The 19,789-nt window shown below is 39.8% G+C and carries 15 protein-coding genes; all 15 read right to left on the bottom strand.

What is annotated here, in order from left to right; translation table 11 throughout:
* Window positions 1–692: 692 nt before the first annotated feature.
* Entirely contained in the window at window positions 693–986 is a 294-nt protein-coding gene (locus tag G9Q97_RS03825; protein ID WP_166143285.1) for a putative quinol monooxygenase, read from the bottom strand.
* 100 nt (window positions 987–1,086) lie between these two features.
* Entirely contained in the window at window positions 1,087–1,947 is an 861-nt protein-coding gene (locus tag G9Q97_RS03820) for a helix-turn-helix domain-containing protein (protein ID WP_065722184.1), read from the bottom strand.
* Window positions 1,948–2,174: 227 nt separating this feature from the next.
* Entirely contained in the window at window positions 2,175–2,780 is a 606-nt protein-coding gene (locus G9Q97_RS03815; protein ID WP_166143283.1) for a GNAT family N-acetyltransferase, read from the bottom strand.
* A 6-nt stretch (window positions 2,781–2,786) separates the two neighbouring features.
* Window positions 2,787–3,338 carry a hypothetical protein gene (locus G9Q97_RS03810; protein ID WP_166143281.1) on the bottom strand — a complete coding sequence of 184 codons (552 nt, stop codon included), beginning with the start codon at window positions 3,336–3,338 and terminating at the stop codon, window positions 2,787–2,789.
* Entirely contained in the window at window positions 3,338–3,859 is a 522-nt protein-coding gene (locus G9Q97_RS03805; protein WP_166143279.1) for a TetR/AcrR family transcriptional regulator, read from the bottom strand. The genes G9Q97_RS03810 and G9Q97_RS03805 overlap by 1 nt, the downstream gene beginning before the upstream one ends.
* A 425-nt stretch (window positions 3,860–4,284) precedes the next feature.
* Window positions 4,285–4,803: a DUF3347 domain-containing protein gene (locus G9Q97_RS03800; protein WP_166143277.1), complete on the bottom strand. Its 519-nt coding sequence runs from the start codon at window positions 4,801–4,803 to the stop codon at window positions 4,285–4,287.
* A gap of 23 nt (window positions 4,804–4,826) precedes the next feature.
* Window positions 4,827–6,608, bottom strand: a complete 1,782-nt coding sequence (locus G9Q97_RS03795; protein ID WP_166143275.1) for an efflux RND transporter periplasmic adaptor subunit — start codon at window positions 6,606–6,608, stop codon at window positions 4,827–4,829.
* Window positions 6,605–8,626 (bottom strand): copper-translocating P-type ATPase, encoded by a 2,022-nt coding sequence (locus G9Q97_RS03790; RefSeq protein WP_166143273.1) that lies wholly within the window; start codon window positions 8,624–8,626, stop codon window positions 6,605–6,607. The genes G9Q97_RS03795 and G9Q97_RS03790 overlap by 4 nt, the downstream gene beginning before the upstream one ends.
* A 5-nt stretch (window positions 8,627–8,631) precedes the next feature.
* Window positions 8,632–9,948 carry an APC family permease gene (locus G9Q97_RS03785; protein ID WP_166143271.1) on the bottom strand — a complete coding sequence of 439 codons (1,317 nt, stop codon included), beginning with the start codon at window positions 9,946–9,948 and terminating at the stop codon, window positions 8,632–8,634.
* A 1-nt stretch (window position 9,949) separates the two neighbouring features.
* On the bottom strand, window positions 9,950–11,182 hold the full coding sequence (locus tag G9Q97_RS03780; RefSeq protein ID WP_166143269.1) for a TolC family protein: 1,233 nt from the start codon (window positions 11,180–11,182) through the stop codon (window positions 9,950–9,952).
* A complete protein-coding gene (locus tag G9Q97_RS03775) occupies window positions 11,179–15,003 on the bottom strand; it encodes an efflux RND transporter permease subunit (RefSeq protein ID WP_166143267.1) in 3,825 nt (1,274 codons plus the stop codon). The genes G9Q97_RS03780 and G9Q97_RS03775 overlap by 4 nt, the downstream gene beginning before the upstream one ends.
* A 102-nt stretch (window positions 15,004–15,105) precedes the next feature.
* Entirely contained in the window at window positions 15,106–15,525 is a 420-nt protein-coding gene (locus G9Q97_RS03770) for an HYC_CC_PP family protein (protein WP_166143265.1), read from the bottom strand.
* 70 nt (window positions 15,526–15,595) lie between these two features.
* Window positions 15,596–16,165, bottom strand: coding sequence for a helix-turn-helix domain-containing protein (locus G9Q97_RS03765; RefSeq protein WP_166143263.1), 570 nt, complete (start codon window positions 16,163–16,165; stop codon window positions 15,596–15,598).
* A gap of 624 nt (window positions 16,166–16,789) precedes the next feature.
* On the bottom strand, window positions 16,790–17,584 hold the full coding sequence (locus G9Q97_RS03760) for a cation diffusion facilitator family transporter (protein WP_166143261.1): 795 nt from the start codon (window positions 17,582–17,584) through the stop codon (window positions 16,790–16,792).
* 4 nt (window positions 17,585–17,588) lie between these two features.
* Window positions 17,589–19,760, bottom strand: coding sequence for a TonB-dependent receptor (locus G9Q97_RS03755; protein ID WP_166143260.1), 2,172 nt, complete (start codon window positions 19,758–19,760; stop codon window positions 17,589–17,591).
* Window positions 19,761–19,789: the final 29 nt, after the last annotated feature.

The following is a 19,789-nucleotide window of genomic DNA, read 5'->3' as shown; positions in this document are numbered from 1 at the left end:
CCCCATGCCTCACCCAACCACGGGTGCCGGTTTCCTCTCTCGATTTGGCCTGACGGCATGGAGTTCACTTGTTCCTTGAAATGGCCTATACTGCGTTCCTGCCAGCTTAACCCCGGATGCGGTGTGACCGGTATCTTCCGGGCGTCTGCCACACTTTGTCACAGATACAAACGTAACTACCTGTTTTCCACATCATGATTTGCTTTCTCGAGGCTTCATCACTGGTTTATTTTCATTCAGCTCCATCAGCACTTACCTACGGGGATCACTGTCCCCGTTTTTCCTTACCGCTCACCACATACTAGTTTCCTAAACTATGCAGCGCAAGGCGGTTTGATGGCTGCTCCGGCAAGCCGCCATCGGAGGGCCTCTCTATTGGTTGCCCAATAGTCCTCCATCCATTTCAAAGCATTCAGCCCCTTGGGGCTAATTCAAGTCACACACGTTCCAGGGCTTGCCGAAGGCGGGGATTTTTAGTACAAAAGTTCAATAGAATTACTACTATTGAACCTTGCAGAAATGTTTAATAGAAGCACTTCAGCCCCGCTTTTGGCAAACCCTTGTTGTGTGCTGGGCTTCTTCGTCATTCTACGCTTAATTTATTATCAAGCTGTTTTGTAAACAAAGGCAACCTGTCCAAATTCCTTTACAGAACTTTGACAGGCAGCCATTTTATAATAATTGTGGTGTATTTATTTAGCCGCTAAAACATCCAATTTCTCAATAGATGGTGCAGTAGCCAACAATTCAGGTGCATTTTCCATTAACGCCTTTGCAATCTTACCACCAAGATGTGCTTCTCTGCCCTCTTCATCTGAAAAAGTGTCAAAAATGCCAAATGTAGAAGCGTCAATACGGAACGCATACCATGTAATAGTACCCGTTTCTTCATTAGCAAGTGGCAATGCACTTGTGATAAAGGCTTCAACATCTTTTTCTTTTCGTGCTTTTGCTTCTAGTCGAACTAATAATCCTAATTTTTTCATGTCTTTTTATTTTTAAATTAAACCAATTTTGTTTTAACAAATGTAGCACCTTTAAACTTGTGGTGCTTTTTTATTTAGTTCAAAAACTTATGAAAAAAGGTCAAGTTTTCATCATGTTTTTTGGACTGTAACCAAATTCATTTTTAAAGGCTGTGCTAAAATTTGATAAGCTATCATAACCAAAGTCCATATAGATTTCTGATGGGGTTGCTTCATTATTAAGCAATAATTTTTTGGCTTTGTTGAGCCGTTTTAGTTGAAACCATTTTCCTGGAGACTCTTGATATAATTGTAAAAATTTCCGCTTAAAAGTAGACAGGCTCATGTTGCATAGAAAAGCAACCTCGTCAATATTCAAACTCGTGTACAGATTTTTTTCAATGACCATTTTAAAAGATAATTCTCTTTCATTGATCAATAATGAATGTAGATAAACAAAAAAACTTTGCCCATACTTATCAGCCAGATATAGCATAATTTCTTCAAATTTCAATTCCAGAATCTTTTGTGAGATTGTTTGATTCAAGCCATAAATTTGTTGAATAGAATTAATAAAATGGATAATAAAATTGTCTTTTTTGATAAGGAAATAGGGACTATTGTTCGTTGTTTTATTTAAGTCTTTTGGGTTAAATAAATGCCCATATTTCAATAAAAAATCATTAATGTTTTTTTGAGAAAAGAAAAAGAGTAGGCAACTATAACTATTTGCCCCTACAATTTCTGTTGTTAAAAAATTCCCCGATGCAAGAAGTAAGGATTGTGCAGGATTTATCGAAACGATGTCATTAGAAAAGTGAATGTCCTTTTGTCCATCCAACAAAAAACTGAATACATTTTTGTTTAGGTTAATCTTATTTTTGGAAACATGTTTATACACTTCGTAATTAGCAATTTGCAGGTCTGAAGTGTCTGTGTAGTTATTTTCAAATAAATCTTCTGGAAAATTTGTAATGTCCATAATAGTGTTGTTTTAAAAAACATTTTGGAATTGTAAATATATTACATTTCTATTTCAAAAATTGTTTGCTAAAGTTTGGATGAATAGGTCGTTTAGCCTTGCACACAACGGTTACGTATATGAAACGTTTGGCATTTCGAGGCACTTCCCTGTCAAATTACAAGTGCCTTTGATACGAGCTCATAGGCTCGATATTCCACTGACTGCCAAATGTTTTATATACGATGTTAGGCACTTTTTTCATTCGTCATAATATAGTACTTAACAGATGATTCATTTTTTGTATCAATTAAATGGAAGCCCATTTTATTAAAGATTTCAATATTGTTGTTATTTGTTGTCTCTAACCATACAGAAGCATTTTTGCTGTTCGCTAACGCATCTAAATTTTCAAACAACTTTTTTCCAATGCCTTTTCCTCTGTGTTCGTTATTTACAGCAATAAATTCCAAAATTAACTGATTATTATCTGTAAACAGTTTCTTTCTGAAATTATCATGCTTTGCAGATTGTCTAACAGTTTTCAATCCGCAGGTCATAAAAACTGAATAGGACCACTTTAATAATGACAAAATGGATGGTTTGTAGGAAGTGTGCGTCACAATTGAAACTCCAACAAGTTCATCTCCCCCAAAAGCACATTTTATGATTTGGTTATTGTCGATTAGCATTTTCAAAGTCGCTTTAAACCATTGGTTGACTTTTTGAGTATAATTTTTGTTATTCTCTTTAAAAAGTATCATGACACCTCTGTCTGAAATAAAATTTCTGGTTAGCAGTTCAGATGCAAGATGTATATCTTTAAGTTCAATATTTTTAATGTTTACTTTCATAGCTATTTAATAGCGTCTTATTCCGAATGCGATAAAAAGTTTGGTCATATATAGAGGAAAAAACCACAACAACAATGGATTTGAGATTTCTAAAATCAAAAGTGTTCCAATTCCGAATACGATACAAAATGATGCAATTACTTTTTGACTTTCTTTGTTTCTAATTGAGTTTATTATGAACGTTGAAACAATGACAAAACATACCAAACTTATTGTCTTTAGAGAGAATAAGTTTAAGGTGTAAAGAAAAATTGTAGCATGGAAGAAGTGTGATAAAATAAACACTAATCTTGATTTGCTTTTACCTTCTCCGCCATAATAGGAATTTGTTCCTTTTGTAAAATTTGCAATAACACCTGCACCAATATCAGCACTTATTAGGAGTAGCAATACAAGCTTCCAAACAGGGATATCGATATTGTTTTGCAGGTATAAAATATAAATGCTCAGAACAGATAGTATCCCTCCAATATACGTGAGAATAACATCAAATAAAGTAGTTGTACTGCCGTGAATGTCGTGCAGAAATTTTGGTGGTTTAATGATTCTTAATCCCATTACACGTATTTAATTATTGTATAATTTATTCTGTTTTCTAATATATCTGCATCAGGATTTAATACATAATCCATGGTAATTCCGTCCATTATAGCAAGAAGCAATTCGGCTTCAATTTTTGCTTTGTCATTGTATTTAGCTTCCAAAAGTGAAGAGAACAATTCAATCAATTCTAATTTTTGGCTGTCTAATAATTTTATTACTGAGGCTGGTGTTTGCGGATGAATCAGTAAAAGAATTGACAAACGTATAATATCCTTATTTTTTATCAGACTCATTTTCAGATTTTGAAGCAATGATGTAATAGAAAAATTTTCAAATCGCATCATCTCGTCAGTCATCTTAGTTATTGTGCTTTCGATAACCACCCTTAACAAATCCTCCTTGTTTTTAAAATGACTATAGGTTAACCCTTTTGATACTTTGGCGTGTTTCGCAATGGTATCTACAGAAGTTTCTGTAAAACCATTTTTTGCAAATAGATGCAAGGCTGACAATATTATTTTTTCTTTTTTATTCATACTGACTGACTGTTCAGTCACAAAGATAATCAAAAAATATGACTTCAATTAAAGCTTTCTTGAATTTTCTATTTTATAATTGTGCCTAACGTTCTGTATAAAAAATCGTAGGGCTTTTGGAACCACTTTCCTGTCAGTCAAGCAGAATGTTTATTAAAAGTACTAATCTCACTGAAACCTTTATCTGCCCTATGTTTTTTATACCTTGTTGGGGCATCGTGTTTTTTCTTTTCTGTTCATATTTTCAGTAGGTTAAGAAGAGTCCATTTTTGTCGGGGCATTGTATTGTTGTGTTCGTTTTAGTCGCGGGTGGAGCATTTTTTGAAAATTTCTTTTTTTCGGGTAGGGTAGTCACACTCTTTGGCTGGCTTTGGTATGCGGGTGGCATTGAGCGGCCAGCCAATGTGTGTGACTTCTGCGTTGGCTTACAATTCTTCTTTTACACTTCCACAATGAAGCATTTTATCACCAAAATAGGGATTGTTCACTTCTTTTTCGGCACTGAGCCAATAGGCACCTTCGTTGTTGAATGCCATCGGACAATACTGCTTATATAGCTTTTGATCATTTACATTAGTTTCTTTTACCCATTTGTAAATGTTTTCTGAAAGGGTATTGAAGTGATCTCGTTGGTGATCTATATTTTCTGTATTGGCTATATGCTGAGCATCATCACGTATCTTTTTCATTAGTGCATCTTGGTCATCAGGAATGATGTTTACAAGTTTTACTGCCGCTTTACTAGCTGCTTGTGCATTTGATTTCACTAATGCATCTTTAATACCAAGGTAGCTCTTCAAAATGTTTGAATCTTCTTCGCCCTTCATGATTGTGGTCTCCTGCTTTTCAGTCGATTCATTTGATTGTGAATTTCCACATGAGGTCATCATTATTGACAAGCTGATTGCCAACAATACCGTAAAAATTGATTTTGACTTTTTCATTTGATTTGATTTTAAGTGAATAATTATTTGATTTTCTTGGTCACTTCTCCGCAAGTCAGCATAGACTCACCGAAGTAGGGGTTTCGTATTTCTTTTGCTCGGCTCAGCCAATCTGCACCTTTATCTGAGTTTGCCATCGGGCAATGCTGAATGTAAATTGGAGATGAATTGGGTTCAAAAGACTCTGCAATTGCTATCATCCCGTTTGAAATATGGATAAAGCTTTCTCGCAGGGATGCTATGTTTTCTTGGTGTTCAATGTGTTGTAAAGAATTTTTCAGGGAAGATGATAACTCCATCCAAACAGCATGAGCATCGCCTTTGAAAAGGTTCATATCTACATTAGCAAGTGCGGACTTCAGTGCCAAACCTGATTGCTTTGCTTTTTTAAAATCGTCAGAAGCAAGCGCGGTTTTAAAGCTAAAATAAGACTCGAAAAGAGGCTCTATGGATTTTTTTGCAGAGGTAGATAAGGAAGTCTTCTTAATGGTAGAGGGCATTTTTTCCATTGGAGAATTGTTTGCACCACCATGGTTGTGCCCCGTCATAGCTACTCCACCTTCAGGGTTCATCATGCTTGGTTTACCTGCCAACTGTGCAGCCGCATCAATACTGAATGTGCCGTGAACTGCGATTTCTTCCCCTGCTTCAAGGCCTGATTCTATTACGTAACTATCCCCTAATTCAGGACCTAGCGTAATTTCACGCATCATAAAACTAACGCCTTGCGCGCTGGTTTGCATGACGTAAACAACCGAACGAGTTCCTGTCCACATTACGGCTGATTTAGGGACCGTTAATGATTGCTTTTTAGTTGAAGTAATTGCTTCCACAATTCCACTGGCGAACATTTCGGGCTTTAGCTGTAAGTCGGTATTACTTCGTTCTACTCGTGCTTTGGCCACCCGTGTTTTCGGGTCGATTACGGGGTCGATGTAGCTGATTTTACCACTGAATGTTTTACCTGGTATTGATTGGATGGTGTATTTGACTTCATCTCCTTTGTTTATAAAACCCATGTCCGTCTCATACACATCAAACAATACCCAGACTTTTGATAAATCTGCTATTTGATAAATGGGTTCACCTTGCCTTACGTAATCTCCTAGGTTGACCATTTTTTCAGTAACATAACCCGATACATCGGCAAGAATAGGAAATGACTCAATAGCCTGACCTGTGGACAGCACCTGATCTATTTGCTTTTCAGTGAGCTTCCACTTTTTTAATTTTTCTTTGGCTGCCTTGAATAGAGCTGGTTGTGTCGTAGCAATCTTTTGCGCTTCAAGCAGTTCTTCCTGAGCTGTTACTAATTCGGGCGAATAAAGCCTTGCAATAATCTGACCTTTTGACACAAAATCTCCTGTAAACGTTACAGCTAGTTCTTCGATACGACCTGAAACATGGGAAGATTGCGTATGCAGTAATCGTTCATCTGCCTGCACTTTACCATTCAGTTGAATGGATTTTGTGACATTTCCTTTGCCTACATTGAGGGTTTGAACCTGCGCTAACTGCATGGCTGTGGGAGACATACTTACTGCCATGGGGTCTAATTCTTCGTTTGGGTCTGACTCCAGCGGTATTAAGTCCATTCCACAGATCGGGCAATCACCTGGCTCGCCCTGTCTGATTTGCGGATGCATCGAACAGGTCCAGATGGTTTCGGCATCTTCAGCAATAACCTTATCATGTTCGGTATTAGCCTTTGTATTAGTGCGACCGAATATCAGCCAGCCCATTAAGATACCTACCACAAGTGTACTAAATGCTGTTATTAGGGTAGTTTTATTCAACTGTTTCATTGTAAGTCTTTTTTAAATTTCAATCTCAGAAGCTGCGCATTGGCGGCACAAATAATGGTGCTTAAACTCATGAGAGCGGCACCTAAGGCGGGATTGATCATAATGCCTTGATAGAATAGAACTCCCGCTGCAAGTGGAATAGCCACTATATTATAGCCAGTTGCCCAAACGAGGTTCTGAACCATTTTTTTATAGGTTGCTCTTCCGAACAGAATCAAAGTAGCTATGTCGGATGGGCTGCTTTCGGTAAGAATGATGTCGGCTGTTTCTGCGGCTACATCTGTACCTGACCCCACGGCAATACCTATATCTGCTTTGGCTAAGGCAGGTGCATCGTTTACTCCATCGCCAGTCATGGCGACAAACTCACCTTGGTTTTGAAGCTTCTCAATCAGTTCAGACTTTTCATGAGGAAGTACCTGGCTGTAGTAACCATCGAGCTTTAGTTCTTCCGCTACTGCTTTGGCGGTTTGTTCATTATCGCCAGTAGCCATTAATACTTTTATGCCTTTTTCTTTAAGCGTTTCAATAGCGGATTTACTTTCTTTTCTAATTTGATCAGCCAATGCGATGAAACCTATCAAGTTGCCTTCTTTGAGAATGAACACCACAGTTTCAGGCTTGTCTGAGTTGGCTTCATTCGGGAGATCTATTCCTTCTTCTTTCAGGTATCCAGGACTTACTATTTGAAAAGTGATTCCTTCAATTTTTGCACTTACGCCTTTTCCCTTCGTGGAACCGAAATCGGAAATTGAAGGTAGTTTGAGGTCACGGCTTTTAGCTTCCTTAACAATACCCTTGGCAATGGGATGCTCTGAACTTTGCTCGATGGCAGCCGCTTTTGAAAGCAAATCATCTTCTGATTTATCGGCTAGTGAGACTACTCGGTTTACTCCGAAACTTCCTTCCGTCAGTGTTCCTGTTTTATCAAATACGATAGCCGTTATTTTGCGGCTGTTTTCAAAAGCTGTTCGGTTTCTGATCAACAATCCATTCTTGGCCGATAGCGCAGTAGAAATAGATACCACCAAGGGAACAGCCAATCCCAAAGCATGGGGACAAGTAATGATCATCACCGTTACCATACGCTCAAGTGCAAAGTCCATTCCCTGTGAGCTGAAGAAAGCCCACGCAATAAAGGTGATTACACCCACACCTATGGCAATATATGCTAACCATCCTGCTGCTTTATCGGCCAAATTCTGTGTTTTGGATTTGGTTTGCTGAGCTTCTTCCACCAATTTTATGACCTTATTCAAGTAGCTGTCTTCACCAGAAGATTTAACTTCAACTTTTAGGCTTCCATCTCCATTGATGGCCCCACCAATGACTTCATCACCTTTAGATTTCTGAACGGGCTTGCTTTCTCCTGTTAAGGCACTTTCGTTTAGTTCGCTATCTCCTTCTACAATCTTACCATCGGCAGGCACTTTTTCTCCTGGTTTAATCAGGATCAGATCACCTTTTTTGAGGTCACTTATTTTCACGTCATGAATATTGTCACCATCTACTTTGTGAGCTTCTGAAGGCATTAATTCAGCTAATTTTTCCAACGCTTTTGATGCTCCCATAATGGAACGCATCTCTAGCCAGTGTCCTAAAAGCATAATGTCAATTAGCGTGACTAGCTCCCAATAGAACACTTTACCTTGCAGCCCGAATACCACTGCAGTACTGTATGCCCATGCAACTGTAATGGCAATGGCTATTAGGGTCATCATACCAGGACCGCCTTGAGAAAGTTCATCCTTTAATCCTTTGAGGAATGGCCAGCCACCATAAATGAAAATGCATGTTGCTAAAGCGCCTGCTACATAGCCCATTCCTGGAAAACTGATCGAAAAGCCCAGTATGTCTTGAATCATTTCAGAAAAGGCCAAAACAGGTATGGAAAGCGCAGTATTGATATAAAAGCGCTTTTTGAAATCTTCTATCATATGAGCATGGTGAGCATGATGACCGCCATGCGAATCATGATTATTGTGTGAATGTTTGTGATGTTTATGATCGTGTTCCATAGTTTTTAAGATTTTTTGTTAGCGTTTAGAAACCATTTTTCTCCGATTGTAACCAAGATAATGGCCCCGACAGATACAATGATGATAAAAGGGTCAGATTTTCCCTTTACAAAGAGAAAACCAGATAAAACTATAAGGTCTAGAAGCAAGGCCGATATAAGGATATAGCCTTTGGCATTTACATCCTTTCTCAAGTTCCGAAATACACCCCAATGGATGGCCATATCCATGACGAGGTAAAAAATAGCACCCATGGAAGCTATTCTGGAGAGGTCGAAAAAAACAGTCAGGAGAATAGCAATTGCCGCTATATAGACAAGCATGTGTTTTTGAATCCTACCAGACATTCCTAAATGGCTATGAGGAATCAGATTCATCTCCGTGAGCATGGCCGTCATCCTTGAAACAGCGAAGATGCTGGCAATTACACCTGAAATGGTCGCCACTATTGCAATGCCAACTGTGAAGTATAATCCTAAATCGCCAAAGGCAGGTTTTGCCGCTTCTGCCAGTGAGTAGTCTTTCGCTTTTATTATTTCGGAAATGGTAAGACTTGAGTTTACCGCATAAGCCACTAAAAAGTACACCACTGTGCAAATCAGCAATGAAATAATAATAGATCGGCCTACATTTTTCTTTGGCTCAGTAATCTCATCACCGCTGTTTGTTATTGTAGTAAAACCCTTATAGGCGAGAATAGATAGTGCTATGGCTCCAATAAAACTAGCTACTGAATACTCTGTATTTTCAGATGAACCAGGAATTAGTCCATCTATTGAGAAGTCAACCGCCCAAAGTGCACCTAGAGCAAATATTACAATCCCTGCGATTTTTATGAATGACATTATTTGAGCCGACCTTCCAATCAACTTGTTTCCAGAAATATTGATTACAAAAGCCGCTAATAAAAGGGCAACTCCAAGAATGGGAACCCAGACTGCTTCATTTTCTATATCGAAAAGCTGAAGTGTATATGATCCAAAAGTCCTGGCTACCAGGCTTTCGTTAATCACCATTGACAAGGCCATGAGCAAAGCAGCGGAGGCGGTAATAGTTGATTTGCCGTAAGCTTTTTGAAGAATCATGGCAATGCCACCTGCTGAAGGGTACGCATTGGAAACTTTTATGTAGGAATATGCGCTGAATGCTGAAATTAATGCTCCTATTAAGAAAATGTATGGAAACCACGTGCCTGAAAGCTCGGCAACCTGGCCTAAAAGAGCAAAGATTCCTGCTCCAATCATTACTCCTGTGCCTAAGGCGACAGAACCAACCAAACTTAAACTGCCTTTTTTGTAGTCGTTTTTGTCTTCTTGATTCATCTTATTTGTTTTTTGCGGTTATATAGTCCAACTCAGCCAAAGTGATATGATAATCCGAAAGGGCAGTGGCTTTCAATCGTTGATACTTTAAAATTTGCTGTTGCATCCGCAGTACTTCTTCAAACTCTTTCCCTGAGTTGCTGTAGGCTGAGAAAAGGAGGTTGAGGGATTGCTCTGATTCCTGAATTTGCTCTTCGAATAATTCAATGAGTTTAAGCTGTTTCTGAATCTCAAACCAAATCATTTCATAGGAGCTAATAAGCCGATTAGATACTTCTTCCTTTTGAAACTCATAGGATTCTTGCATCAATTGCGCTTCATTTTGGGCAGCTTTATATTTCCCACGAAAAATGGGAAGGCTCATGGTAACCATGGGCATCAATACATCCTTGCCATTATCAGATATGGTGGCGTCCGTTCTTTCTCCAACAATCACATAGTCAAGACCTACCCCAAACTTGGGTAGCCCTTGTTTGATAGCCGCCCGTTCCTGGGCTTGGCTTGCCTGAACCTTCAGATCCAGTTCTTCTAATAAAGGATTTGCCAACAGCAATGAATCCTTTCTAAAATCTGGTATGATTCTTTTTATTTGAAGCGAGTCAATTATCTCAATGGATTCGTTTTCATCTCGATTTAAAAGCTTATTAAAGCGGGTTTCCAGAGGCTTTTTCTTTTGATTGAGAATAGATAGTTCAGTGGTTGCATCCTTTAGCATGATGTCTACACGCAGCGCATCTACCATCGACCCTTTATCATTTTGAAACTGAACAGTGGCTATCTCCTTGTAAGAAGATAGAATGCGTTGATTTTCTGCTTCAATCGAAATCAGCTTTTCTAGTTCATAGAGCGGATAATAGGAGGCGGCCACCTGATAATAGAGCTTGTTTCGAGCATCCAGAAATTCCTGATACTTCGCTTCCGCCAACAGGGAAGCGGCATCTTTTTGGGCACTTAGCGTTCCAAACCACGGAAACATTTGGGTTAAAGAGAATCTGGCTTGTTGAGGGCCAACTCTGGTTTCAACAGGAGAGATGAAGTAACCAAAAGACAAATTTGGATCAGGTAAGGTACTCACCTGTGTGACCCTTTGTATTGCTGCTTCAAAGTTTTTGTATTTAGCCAAAAGCCCAGGGTTATTTTCTGCGGCTATTTGGAAATAGTCTTCTAGCGTTTGAGCATTTCCTGAAAAGTGAAAGCCCATGGCAATGCATATGATTAAGATAAATTTCTTCATGATTGAGCTTTTTTGATTTTGCGTTCTTCTCTCCAACAGTAAAGCACTGGAACAATGAAATATGTGATAGCCGCAAATAGCATCCCGCCAAAGGCGGGTATTGCCATGGGTATCATTATATCGGACCCACGGCCTGTTGAAGTGAGGATAGGGAGCAAGGCAATAATGGTAGTGGCAGAAGTCATCACAGCAGGTTTTATTCTTCGCTGACCTGCTTCTACAGTGGCTGCTCTAATACCTTTAAGGTGGTCTGTTTTGTTTCGCTTAAAACTCTGATCTAAATAAGTGGCCATCAAAACGCCATCATCAGTTGCGATACCAAATAGGGCTATAAAACCGACCCAAACTGCTACACTGAGATTGATGGTGTGAATTTGGAATAGGTCTCTGAAATTGGTGCCGAATATGGAAAAGTCGGCAAACCATGTTTGACCGTACAACCAAAGGATAATGAAACCACCACTAAAGGCCATGGCAATACCTGTAAACACCATTAAGGATGTGGATACAGATTTGAACTGAAAATAGAGAATTAAGAAAACGATTCCAAGAACCAACGGCACGATTATGGACAGCCGTTTTTCTGCTCTAACCTGATTTTCGTAGCTTCCTGAAAATTTGTAGCTCACTCCTGAGGGAACTGTCAATTCTCCTGAATCTATTTTTTTCTGAATAGCTTGTTGCGCATCATTTACTACAGTTACTTCAGAGAAACCATCCATTTTATCGAACAGAACATAACCAACCAAAAAGGTTTCTTCACTCTTGATGGCTTGAGGCCCCCTTACGTATTCAAAATCTATAATTTGTGATAGCGGGATTTGGGCGCCTGTAGGTGTTGCCATTAATATTTTGCCAAGAGCTGAAGGGTCATCCCTAAGTTCTCTTGGATAGCGAACCCTGACAGGGAAACGCTCACGTCCTTCTACCGTTGAGGTAATCTTCATACCACCAATAGCGGTTTCGATGGTCTGTTGGACATCTTCTATGTTTAGCCCATAGCGTGAAATTTCATCGCGATTGATATTTAGATGTAGGTAAGGTTTACCCACTATCCTGTCGGCAAAGACCGCTTCTTTTTTTACCGATGGAACTTCTTTCAGTATGCTTTCGACTTGTAAGCCAAAGTCTTCTATCGTTCTCAGGTCTGGGCCATAAACTTTTATGCCCATAGGAGCTCGCATCCCTGTTTGAAGCATCACCAAACGCGTCTCAATAGGCTGAAGCTTAGGGGCTGAAGTAACCCCTGGAATCTTAGTGACTTTGACAATTTCATTCCAGATGTCATCTGGAGACTTAATCACTTTACGCCAATTACGATAGTATTTACCATTATCATCAACAATTAAATCGCTCGCATTAATTCCTTGGTCTAGTCCTTCTTGATTACTCAAGGTATCGCCCGAAATGGTAATGAAGTGATTGTTGTCATCTACCTTAAACCTTTGTCGATGACCTTTTTTGTTGAGAATGTATTCGGACTTGTAATTGATGATGTTTTCATACATCGAAATGGGTGCAGGGTCAAGAGCAGATTCTACCCGTCCTAATTTACCTACCGTCAATTCCACTTCAGGTATATTGGTTAGCAACATATCCAATTGCCCGACCACTCTTCGATTGTACTCCATACCTGAGTGTGGCATGGAGGTGGGCATAAGTAGAAAACTGCCTTCATCGAGCGAAGGCATGAACTCCTTACCAATTCCTGGAAAAGTATGCGCCAATTCAGACCAAACTTTAGTCTTGTTGATGTTCCAGCCTACGGATTCAAATCCTTTAGAAACAAAACCGAAAACGGTGTTGAAGCCTAACCAAATGTTGGCAGCCAACAGAATAAGCAAAGAAGGAATGACAAGAAACTTTGTTTTATTATCAAGGCACCAATGCAAAAACCTTTTGTATTGATATTCTAGTAGGGTGAAGCTGCCCAAGATTACAGCCACTAGTATTGCCACAAATACGAAATTGACGAGGAGAGACTGTGATGCCCCTAGTGGTAACCAGTATTTTGCCAAGAGCCAGGTAACGCCTATTAATACGATGATTAACTCTGCGTATTGGTATAAAAAGAGAACGGGTTTCGGAAAATTCTTGCTGTTAGCATTTAAGAATTGTTTGAGAATGCCTATTACACCAAAGAGAAATAGCATTACTCCACCCCAAACCTGACCAAAAGCCAGTGCGACTACCCCAATGATGACAAGTACGTAGCTACCGTACTTTTTGAGTAGATTGTTCTTGATTTTGAAGCCGAAAAACCAATGTGCCAGGGTAGGCATGATTAGCAGACTCACCAGCAATGCAGCAATCAGGGCAAAGGTCTTGGTAAAGGCCAAAGGCCCAAATAGCTTTCCTTCGGCAGCTTGCATGGTGAATACAGGAATGAAACTCACAATGGTGGTAGAAACTGCTGTGAGTATTGCTGTAGCCACTTCCGAAGCGCCATTGTAAACGGTAGTAATCAGTTTCTGCTTAGGTGGGGCTTCATCAATGTGTTTGATGATATTTTCTGAGAGAATCACGCCTAAATCAACCATCGTTCCGATGGCAATGGCAATACCCGATAGCGCAACGATGTTGGCATCCACTCCAAAGTAACGCATGGCGATAAATACCATGAGCACAGCAATGGGCAGGATGCTCGAAATGAGAAAAGAAGCCCTAAGATTATACACCATTACAATCACCACCAGAATAGTGATGAGAACTTGCAGTGAAATGGCTTCTTCCAGTGTGCCTAAGGTTTCGTAAATCAATTCCGAACGATCATAAAAGGGCACAATGGTTAATTGAGATTCTCTGCTATCGGCTAAAGTTTTCTTCGGAAGCCCAGGTGCTATTTCTTTTATCTTCTCTTTTACATTGTTGATGACCTGCAAGGGATTAGCACCATATCGTGCTACAATTACTCCGCCTACTACTTCTGCACCATCTTTATCTAGCAAGCCCCTGCGGGTAGCAGGGCCGAGCGAAACCACGCCAATATCCTTGATTCTTACAGGCACATTGTCCTGCACGGCAACTACTGCCTTTTCTATGTCTTCTACTTTCTTGACATAGCCTAAACCACGAACTAAATATTCAGCTTGGTTGATTTCTATGGTTTTTGCTCCTACATCTTTATTGGATTTTTGTACCGCTTGCATGACTTTATGCAAGGGGATGTTGTAGGCTTTTAAAGCGTCAGGATTTACGTCTATTTGGTATTCCTGTACAAAACCGCCAATGGAAGCAACTTCCGAAACGCCTTCTGTTGCATTGAGTCCATACTTCACATAGAAGTCCTGAACCGTACGGATTTCGTGTAAGTCCCAACCACCAGTTGGGTTGCCGTTTTTGTCTCTTCCTTCGATGGTGTACCAATACACCTGACCTAAAGCGGTAGCGTCAGGGCCTAAGCTCGGCTGAACTCCATCGGGCAGTAGCCCTGATGGTAATGAACTCAGTTTTTCAAGGATACGAGAACGAGACCAATAGAACTCTACATCTTCTGAAAAGATGATATAAATGCTTGAGAACCCAAAGATTGATGAACTGCGAATGGATTTTACACCAGGTATACCGAGCAAGTAGGTGGTTAAAGGATAAGAAATCTGGTCTTCTATGTCTTGTGGCGATCGACCTTGCCATTGTGTAAAAACGATTTGCTGGTTTTCGCCAATATCAGGTATGGCATCAACAGGTACAGGATCAGACGGGAGAGCGCCCACCTGCCATCCAAAAGGTGCGGTGATGATACCCCAGGCGACAAAAGCCAAGAGCATGAGAACAGTAACCAACTTGTTCTCTATGAAATATTTAATGATTCTATTAAGCATAATACAATTGATGTTGATTGAACAGAAATAGATTGTTCAATGGCAGAAATGCCAAGTTGCTCAGCGATCTATTGACCGAGAGCTTCAAATTGTAATAATGGCTTAAATCAAGAAGGTTTGAAAAAGAACTTGAACGTCTCTTTCAAAGAAGGGAGGGGGATATTCTGGATATTTTGTTTGCCCTTTTTCAACAAAGAACAGAGGTTGTATAAAAACCTGAACAAAGGCAGCAAAGAAAAAGGGACTAACTACAGATGCAGAGGGTTGAGTTTTAGCAATGTCATCTGTTTGAATGACTTGATGCTGATTTTCACAACAAGGCTTAGCTTTAATCTGCTCTTCTTCAGATGGCATGTTTTCGCATTCCTGTTCCATATCTTCCATGCCGCAGTTAGGATTTCCCAAACCTAGGGTAAAAGTAGTCTCTACCGCTTTGCCACCACAGAAATGTGTATTCATAGCGAAACCAATGTTGGAAACCAACATGAGTAAGGCAAGTGATATGGAAATTACTTTTTTCAAGATTTTCAAAGATACGAAATTGCAAATTGGATGTTTTACAGAATTTTGACTTTGGTTTATAAAATTGTGCTCAGAGCTTATCTAAGGGCTTTCTATGGTGACTCGATTGACTTTTGAATTGAGTAGGGGTCATTCCAGTTTCTTTCTTGAACTGAGAAGAAAGATGCGCTACACTGCTATAGTTCATTTCATTGGCTATCTCCGATAAGGTCATTTGGTTGTAAATCAAATACTCTTTGACCTTTTCAATTTTTTGAAGGACAATAAATTTCTCAATGGTAATACCTTCAACAGAAGAGAATAGCCTGCTCAAGTATGCGTATTCATGGTTCAGTTTATCCGAAATTAAAGAAGAAAAGTTGATGGAAAGGGGTTCTTGCGCGTGATGAATTTGGTTAATGATCACTGTTTTGATTTGTGCAATGAGCGTTGATTTACCTGGTTCAAGTAATTCAAATCCTAGTGAATCTAATTTACGGCCAAGTAATGTGAGCTTTCCATCCTTAATAGGCTCGGCTAATACAACCTGCCCAAGCTGCAGATCTTGGTATTTTAATTCAAGTTTGTTGAGTAAGTCCTTCACTGCCATAATACAGCGAGGGCAAACCATGTTTTTGATGTGTAGTTTCCTTTGCGTCATCTTGTAGGTAGGGAAATTTGGCTCTTCCCGCTTTTAGCAGTGATGGTCCTGTGCGTTGGAAAAGCGGGATGTGCCAAATGCGGGCTGGCAGAAATTTTCAAAAATGCGAAGCAGGGGATTTTTCTTACTTTTTTCTTGTTAGCCTTCTGAGTCCATGTACGATTACACTGGTGGTCAAGTCGAGTGAGTCCAGACGTAAAGTCGTCCTGATTTGTAATATGTCTGGCGTTGCTCGTCATTGTCGATATGTCTGTTGTCTTTTTTTCATGTGCCCCAACGGCTCTGTGTATGAGCAGTAGCGGATTTCAAGGCAGTTACCTGTCCGGCTACCACCAAAGTTAATTAAATGCACCGACCTTAAATTTAGCACTTCACGCGCTATTGCTTATACACTTTGTTGGGGCATCGTGCTTTTCATTCTTTTTGTTTTCTGTCCACAGTGTCAACCGGCTCAAAGTCTTATTCTTGTCTGTTCGTACTATTGTTTTGTCTTTCTTTTTAGTCGCGCGTGGGGCATTTTTGAAAATTTCTTTTCTCGGGTTGGGCAGGCACACTCTTTGGCTGGCTTTGGTCTGCGGGTCGGCTCTGAGTGGCCAGCCAATGTGTGTGACTGATGCGTTGGCACTATTTAGAAAGTTGCATTATCCTGTACGCTCCCCTTGCTACTACAAGAAATACGATAGTCCCGATTATTAAATCCGGATAGCTTGAGTTTAACCAGTTCACCAGAAGTCCGGCCGCAATTACGCCAGTATTAATTATGATGTCATTGGAAGTAAAAATCATACTTGCCTTCATGTGTGCTTCACTGCTCTTACCCTTTTGAAGTAGAAATAAGCAAATTACATTCGCAATCAATGCGAGTATTGAGACGATTATCATAGTTTGGAAGTCAGGCATTTTTTCTTCACCAACAAAACGTCTGATGACTTCTACAAAACCTATAATAGCAAGGGTTATTTGAAAATAGCCTGCAAACCTTGCAACCTTTTTCTTTCTTGAAACTATTTTACCTACTGCTAATAGTGATAGTCCATAAACGATACTGTCCGCAAGCATGTCTAAACTGTCCGCTACCAACCCCATTGAGTTTGCAACCAATCCTGTGGTTAGTTCGATGGCAAAAAAGGAAAAGTTAATGAGTAAAACTGCCCAGAGCAGTTTCTTTTCTTTTTTGTCAGAAGGTGTATTAGGAGCCAATTCCGCTTCTTCGGAAGAAACTTGCGTTGTATTCAGGTTTAGACTTTCCAAGGCAGCCAATATAGATTGATAAGTCCCGGTGTGGTAAACTTCTAACCTTCGATTTTCAAGGTCAAAATCAAGAGACTTTATCTGGTCGTCCCCTTCCAGTTTCATTCTTATCATCTGTTCTTCACTGGGGCAGTCCATTTTCTGAATTTTAAAAACTGTTTTCTTCATGCCGTTAAAGTTTGAGTTTAATTCCTCCGTTAATAAGAAAACCATCGAGTGGTGCATAGATGTCCCTGAAAACAGGATTGGTGACCGTGCCTGTATTAATTGTGTCAAAGCGGGTTTGTCTTGCGTCAAGGAAATTTTCAAAATTCAGGTAGATGGAAAAATTCTCCCAAAGCTTTTCAGCCATAAATCCGGCAATGACATATTGCTGTCCGGTAGTTCCATCGCTCAGCTTTTGAGGACTGTAATAATATGCTTCTAACCCTATTTTCCATTTTTCTTCAACTTCATAGAATAGCACTGAATTGATGCGGTGCTTTGGAGTTAAAGGAGCTTCATTCACTGTGCCACCTTGATGCAGCCTTGCATCGGTGAATGTATAACCCAAGAACAATTTAAAGTCGTCATATGCTATCTTCATATTCGTTTCGGTTCCTCTTGTATCTATGTAGCCTTGAGTATTGACAAATTGGTATAGGCCGCTTGTCTGTAGTTCAAGTAGCAATGGATTGTCCAGATAGGTATAGAAGAAAAGTTGGTTAATGCTGAAACTGACTTCTTCGCCAATAATGGTTTTGTAATTAATGTCAAAATTTCCCCCATAGCTACGTTCAAGTTCATTGTTATTGCTGCTAATGGGCAAGACATTTTGAAACTGTATGCGCTCACTTTCTTCCGTGAAAATGGTAGGTGCCTTATAGCCAAAACCTCCACCAATACGCGAAGATAACTTTGGTGAAATTTTAAATAAAGCAGAAATTCGGGGAAGCAAGACAACACCATAATCAAAAACATAATCAGTTCTCAATCCTGTCTCAAGGTTTAGCCATTCAGTGGCTTTCCATGAAGTTTGTGCGAAAGCTCCAAGGGTGTTCAAGTTGTAATCGCGGGTTTGAAAGGTGTCCAGTTGATTTTCATCAAAATGGTCAGTCCAAAGATTTAATCCTGTAACCCATTCAAACTTTTCATTACCACTGGCGTAACTTGCTTCTGAAAATGTGGCTAACTGTGTTCCTTCAAAATTATAATCAGGGACTGATATACTTCGATTAAAATAACTTACGCTGTTTTTAAAATTGAACAATCCGTTACCTGTCCTATGGTCTAAGCTTAATTGAGTGGAATAGCGTTGCGTATTATTTTCCTCAAAATAGCTGTGAATGTTGTCTCCCTCACCTTCAATGAATTGAATATCTCCTCCCAACCGGTCTTCCACTGTTGCATTCACTCCAAAGTTCAATTTTGTTTTTTCGCTGAAATAAAGGAACAGCTTTGGGTTCAATACATAACGCTCGTATTGTGGAATGGCAGATAAGCCTATTCCCGCAGGGTCATAAGCCCAACTTCTGTTGTGTGAAGCAAAAATGGTAGTGCCTACCTTCTCGAAACGCTTGGAATAAAATCCGTTCAGGTCAAACCCTTTCCCAGAGTTTACATCCAGGTGAAAAAGTAAATCTCTTTCCTCAGAAGGTGTTTTGGAAATCAGGTTTATTAAGCCCGCAATTGCTCCACCTCCATAAAGTGTTGATGCCGAACCCTTGATAACTTCCACCTGCTTGAGGTCGAGTGGTGGAGTTTGTAAAAGACCCAGCCCACTTGCTGCACCTGAAAAAAGCGGAAAACCGTCTTTTAGAATTTGAGTATAGCGCCCATCCAGCCCCTGAATACGAATAGAAGCATTGCCGGATGTTGCAGAAGTTACCTGAGTTTGAATGCCCGTACTTTCGCTTAAGAGCATTCGAATATCTCCGGCTTTCATATTGGCTTTTTCTCCTAATTCCTCTAAGCCAATGAATTCCATTCGGGTAGGAATTTCCTGAATAGTTCGGGTGCTTCTTGTAGAAGAAATAACAACTTCCTCTAATTCACCGGCTTTGGGGTTCAACTCAATTTGAAAAGGTTCGGTGTGTGTCAGAGGAAAACTAAAGGTGTCTGATTTGGTTTCATAACCAATGTAGCTAAAGACAATAATTTGCTTGCCATCAGGAATATTTTCAATTGACAATAAACCTTCCAGATTAGCAGTGCTGCCTTTGGTTGTTCCCTTTAAAACCGCAGTTGCCCCAATCAGTGGTTGCTGAGTTTCGCTGTCTGTTATAATTGCTTCGAAAGTGTTCTGAGCGAATACAGAACTTATATTAAATGCCGCCAATAGCAGCAAAATGCTTTTTGTTGTCATTGTTTTAAGATTGATAATGTTAAAAAATA

The organism is Cyclobacterium plantarum (assembly GCF_011290685.1).
GTDB classification, from domain to species: domain Bacteria; phylum Bacteroidota; class Bacteroidia; order Cytophagales; family Cyclobacteriaceae; genus Cyclobacterium; species Cyclobacterium plantarum.
The sequence above is the reverse complement of the archived record's forward strand: the minus strand, read 5'-3'. Positions and strand labels throughout refer to the sequence as shown.

Excerpts from the sequence above, each read along its gene's own strand:
- G9Q97_RS03825 (WP_166143285.1), bottom strand. The coding sequence starts at position 986 with ATGAAAAAATTAGGATTATTAGTTCGACTAGAAGCAAAAGCACGAAAA.
- G9Q97_RS03820 (WP_065722184.1), bottom strand. The coding sequence starts at position 1,947 with ATGGACATTACAAATTTTCCAGAAGATTTATTTGAAAATAACTACACA.
- G9Q97_RS03815 (WP_166143283.1), bottom strand. The coding sequence starts at position 2,780 with ATGAAAGTAAACATTAAAAATATTGAACTTAAAGATATACATCTTGCA.
- G9Q97_RS03810 (WP_166143281.1), bottom strand. The coding sequence starts at position 3,338 with ATGGGATTAAGAATCATTAAACCACCAAAATTTCTGCACGACATTCAC.
- G9Q97_RS03805 (WP_166143279.1), bottom strand. The coding sequence starts at position 3,859 with ATGAATAAAAAAGAAAAAATAATATTGTCAGCCTTGCATCTATTTGCA.
- G9Q97_RS03800 (WP_166143277.1), bottom strand. The coding sequence starts at position 4,803 with ATGAAAAAGTCAAAATCAATTTTTACGGTATTGTTGGCAATCAGCTTG.
- G9Q97_RS03795 (WP_166143275.1), bottom strand. The coding sequence starts at position 6,608 with ATGAAACAGTTGAATAAAACTACCCTAATAACAGCATTTAGTACACTT.
- G9Q97_RS03790 (WP_166143273.1), bottom strand. The coding sequence starts at position 8,626 with ATGGAACACGATCATAAACATCACAAACATTCACACAATAATCATGAT.
- G9Q97_RS03785 (WP_166143271.1), bottom strand. The coding sequence starts at position 9,948 with ATGAATCAAGAAGACAAAAACGACTACAAAAAAGGCAGTTTAAGTTTG.
- G9Q97_RS03780 (WP_166143269.1), bottom strand. The coding sequence starts at position 11,182 with ATGAAGAAATTTATCTTAATCATATGCATTGCCATGGGCTTTCACTTT.
- G9Q97_RS03775 (WP_166143267.1), bottom strand. The coding sequence starts at position 15,003 with ATGCTTAATAGAATCATTAAATATTTCATAGAGAACAAGTTGGTTACT.
- G9Q97_RS03765 (WP_166143263.1), bottom strand. The coding sequence starts at position 16,165 with ATGACGCAAAGGAAACTACACATCAAAAACATGGTTTGCCCTCGCTGT.
- G9Q97_RS03760 (WP_166143261.1), bottom strand. The coding sequence starts at position 17,584 with ATGAAGAAAACAGTTTTTAAAATTCAGAAAATGGACTGCCCCAGTGAA.
- G9Q97_RS03755 (WP_166143260.1), bottom strand. The coding sequence starts at position 19,760 with ATGACAACAAAAAGCATTTTGCTGCTATTGGCGGCATTTAATATAAGT.